Origin of the sequence: Sphingomonas parva (ex Maeng et al. 2020), assembly GCF_004564275.1 — a bacterium.
GTDB classification, from domain to species: Bacteria; Pseudomonadota; Alphaproteobacteria; order Sphingomonadales; family Sphingomonadaceae; genus Allosphingosinicella; species Allosphingosinicella parva.
Genome location: NZ_SPDV01000078.1, coordinates 1 through 4,044 on the forward strand (window position 1 = coordinate 1; position 4,044 = coordinate 4,044).

Annotated in this window: 5 protein-coding genes; all 5 read right to left on the reverse strand. The window is 67.0% G+C overall.

The genetic code is table 11. The features are described 5' to 3' along the window. The coding region (locus E2493_RS20175; RefSeq protein ID WP_167737662.1) for a helix-turn-helix domain-containing protein at nt 1–640 on the reverse strand (640 nt) is incomplete at its 3' end. A gap of 249 nt (nt 641–889) precedes the next feature. Then, on the reverse strand, nt 890–2,077 hold the full coding sequence (locus E2493_RS20180) for an aspartate aminotransferase family protein (RefSeq protein WP_135090476.1): 1,188 nt from the start codon (nt 2,075–2,077) through the stop codon (nt 890–892). Nucleotides 2,078–2,251: 174 nt separating this feature from the next. Further along, entirely contained in the window at nt 2,252–2,599 is a 348-nt protein-coding gene (locus tag E2493_RS20185; protein WP_135090477.1) for a DUF2721 domain-containing protein, read from the reverse strand. An 83-nt stretch (nt 2,600–2,682) separates the two neighbouring features. Next, nucleotides 2,683–3,108 (reverse strand): GxxExxY protein, encoded by a 426-nt coding sequence (locus E2493_RS20190; RefSeq protein WP_135090478.1) that lies wholly within the window; start codon nt 3,106–3,108, stop codon nt 2,683–2,685. Between the two features lie 251 nt (nt 3,109–3,359). Continuing rightward, nucleotides 3,360–4,044 (reverse strand): IS3 family transposase (locus tag E2493_RS20195; RefSeq protein ID WP_135089760.1); only part of this gene is annotated, 685 nt, incomplete at its 5' end.

Consider the following 4,044-nt stretch of genomic DNA (forward strand, 5'->3'; position numbering starts at 1 on the left):
GCTTGGTCATGCCGACGACACCGGCCGAGGCAAAGGGTGTGCCGTTATCTGAGCGGATCATCTCGGGCAGCCCGTAGGCCGCAAAAACGCGCTCGAACACCGGCATCGCCTCCTCCCCGCGCGTGGTCGCGCCGGCAGAAAGGCCAATCAGGTATCGAGAAAAGCTGTCGCTGATCGTTAGCGGCTCAAGGCGCTCCCCGTCCCCAAGACGACGCCATCCCTTGTGATCAACCGCCCAAACATGATTGGGGCGCTCCGCACACGTCAGACCGCCGAGCGTCGGCGGCGCCCGATTTCGGCGGCGCCTCGACTGCACCAAGCCAGCCCGCTTCAGGATCTCGCCGGCCGTCGACGGCGCTGGCCACGGCAAGTCCGGACGGCGCTGTGCCAGTTTTGCGATGATCTTCCGCGGGCCCCAACTCGGACGCTCCTCCCGCTGCTGCAAAATTGCCTCGACGAGCATCTCGTCCGTCGCTCGGCCATGCACCAGCGGCGCACTCGACCGCTCCGCCAACCCCGCCACGCCCTCGCACGCGTACCGGTCGATCCACTTGTAAGCCGTCTTGCGGCTCACTCCGTAGTGACCGGCGAGCTCTACCACCGTCCAATGTCCCGCCAGCCAGTCACTGATGAACGCCACCCTCTCATCCATCGCACAGCTCTCTTGCCAAGGCATCGGCGAGTCTCCCTCGCCGATAAGACAGCTGTCACCCAGGTATCCGGTCTAGTCTGTCACCACCCTATCCGGTCTGCACACCACCCCCAACCCCTCCACGAAGTCGTGGAGGGGAGCGCGCCCTTCAGCCGCCCCGATAAAGTGGTGACGGAACCGGAGCGGTTGGCCGGGTGGCGGCAACTCCGGCACGACCGCACAGGTCCGCCGCGCCGCTTACGCCGCCGCCGGCACCTCGTATTGCCGCGCCGCTTCGGAGAGTCTCTCGACGAACTCGGTGACGTGGGAATCCTCGATCACCAGCGGCGGCAGCACGCGCATCACATTGTCGCCGGCGGCGACGGTGAGCAGGCCGTGGTCGCGCAGATAGGTGACGAAGGCGCGGCTGTCGGTCTTCATCTTGACGCCGAGCATCAGGCCGAGGCCGCGGACGCTTTCGAACAGATGGTCGTGATTGGGGATCATCTGCTCCAGCGCGCCGCGCAGGCGCTCGCCCATCCGGCGCACATGCTCGAGGAATTCGGGGGTGTCGACCACGTCGAGCACCGCCTGGCCCGCCGCCATGGCGAGCGGGTTGCCGCCGTAGGTGGAGCCGTGGGTGCCGATCACCATGCCGGCCGCCGCTTTCTCGGTGGCGAGGCAGGCGCCCAGCGGGAAGCCGCCGCCGATCCCCTTGGCCGAGGCGAGGATGTCCGGCTCGATGCCGTAATGCTCATAGGCGTAGAGCGTGCCGGTGCGGGCGACGCCGCATTGCACCTCGTCGAGGACCAGCATCAGGTCCTTCTCGTCGCAGATCCGGCGCAGGCCCTGGATGAATTCGCGGCTCGCCGGGCGGATGCCGCCCTCACCCTGGATCGGCTCGACCAGGAAGCCGGCGGTGCGGTCGTCGACCGCCGCTTCGGCCGCGGCGAGATCGTCGAAATCGACGACGGTGAAGCCCTCGAGCATCGGCGCGAAGCCGTCGCGCAATTTGGCCTGGTCGGTGGCACTGATCGTCGCCATCGTCCGGCCGTGGAAGGCGTTGCGGAAGGTGATCAGCACGTTCTTCTCGGGCCGGCCGTGATGATGATGGTAGCGGCGCGCGGTCTTGATCGCGCACTCGACCGCCTCGGCGCCGGAATTGGTGAAGAAGACGGTGTCGGCGAAGGTCGCGTCGACCAGCCTTTTGGCCAGCGCCTCGCCCTGCGGCGAGCCGTAGAGGTTGGAGACGTGGATCAGCGTCGCCGCCTGGTCCTGGATCGCCTTGGTGAGGTGCGGATGGCCGTGGCCGAGCAGGTTGACCGCGATGCCGCTGGCGAAATCGAGATATTTCTCGCCATTCTCGCCGTAGAGATAGACCCCCTCCCCTCGCACCGGCCGCACCGGCGAGCGCGGATAGACGGGCATGAGCGGCGTGATGGCCATTTCGGGCTCCCTGGCAGGCGAAACAAAAAGGCGGCCCCGGGCCGCACCCTCGCTCTAGAGAGCCCCCGGCGGCCCCGTCAACACGCAGCGGCCGCGGGCGCACGCCGCCGCGGACGCGCAAACGGCCGGAGGAGCAGGCTCCCCCGGCCGCGAAGCCTCAGGACGACGCGCGCCTCAGCGGCGGCGGTCGTAGCGGCCTTCCTGGCGCTCGCTCTGCACGCGATGGCGGAGCGCCTGGATGCGCTGCTGCAGCTCGGCATGCTCGCGCTGCGACAGGCCGTCGCGGCGATAGCGGTCGTGCAGCCGGTCGATCTGCTCGGCCTGGCGCGACAGCCGCTGCGCCTCGTTCCCCGAAATCAGCCGACGGTCGCGCAGGCGGTCGATCTGCTGCTCGATCTGGTCGATCTGCCGCTCGATCCCGCCATTGCGGCCGCGGCCGCCGTCATAGCCGCCGCGATACTGCGCCGCCGCCGGCGCGGAAACCGAGGCGGCGATGAGGGCGGTGACGATGAGCTTGCGCATGATCCGAACTCCTTGCTGAACTTCACGCCCCCCTCTGCACCCCCGCCAATGTTACGCCCCTGAACAGACCCGACAGCCCCCATTCAGATCATGCGGGCCGAAGGCGGATCCGAACCGGGATAGGGCGCTCGGTAGTCGTTCACGATGCGCTTGAGCCCTTCCCGGAATGTCGCGCCTCCGAAATTCATCAACAGGCCGAGGGGGCTTTTCCTCAGCCGCAGGTATGTCAGCAACTGCTTGGAATGGATGGGTGTCAGACGCTCAACGGATTTCACTTCGATCAGCAACTGGCCGCCGACGACAATATCCGCCCTGAAAGCATCCTTGAAGGCAAGGCCATCGATCTCGATCGAGACCGGCACCTGGCGCTCGACGGCAAGGCCTTCTCGCGCGAGACTGGCAGCGAGCAGCGCCTCGTAGACGCTTTCGAGCAGGCCGGGGCCAAGCTGACGGTGGACACGGAGCCCGCAGCCTATTGCCACCCGGGCCAGTGCCTCCACATCGGGCATCCGTTTCTCCCCCTGACCGGCGAGTCCTCACGCCAGGAGAGTAGCACGTTTGGAATGGCCGAACGCGGAAGACGCCCGGCAGACGAGTGAGCTGCGGTGGCGAGTCTCTGCTAGACGAATTCCGGGCATAGCTTGAAGAACGCGGCGTGCCTGTCAGCGCCCTGATTTCACACGAAGCCACGAAGGAGCACGAAGCCACGAAGGAGCCTTTCCAGTTCGCTGGAGTGCACCCCCTCGGTGAGACAAAAAGCTTAGACACAGATTGTTGTGCCTACCGCTATCGGCTGCGCCGCATGCGGCGGAGCCGATAGCAATCGATTGTCGCGTTCGAATGCCGCCGGTGACCGGTAGGCCAGGGCGGAATGCAGTCTCTGGCGGTTGTAGACCTCCTCGAGGAAGATGGCGATCCGCGCCTCGACGTCGGCCTGATCGCGATAGCAGCGGCCGTCGACCTCCTCGCGCTTCAGCGTGCGCATGAAGCTCTCCGCCATGGCGTTGTCCCACGGGCAGCCGGCGCGGCTCATGCTCGGCTGGATCCCGGCCGCGGTGAGGCGCTCGACATAGGCGGTGCAGGCATATTGGATGCCGCGGTCAGAGTGGTGCACCAGTTCGCCAGGCGCGATCGCCCGGGCGGCGAGCGCCATGTCGAGCGCCGCGAGAGCCAAGTCAGCTTTGAGATGGTCCGCCAGCGCCCAGCCCACCACGCGGCGGCTCCAGGCGTCGAGGATCACGGCGAGATAGACGAAACCCTCCGCCAGCCGCACGTAGGTGATGTCGGCCACCCACAGCTGGTTCGCGCCCGTGGGCATCATCTTGCGCGCCAGATTGGGGTAGACGCTGAAACGATGCCGGCTGTCGGTCGTCGGCGGACGGAACGTGCGCCCGGTGATGCACAGCAGATTGTCGGTCTGCCGGAGGCGCTGCACGCGCTTGTGA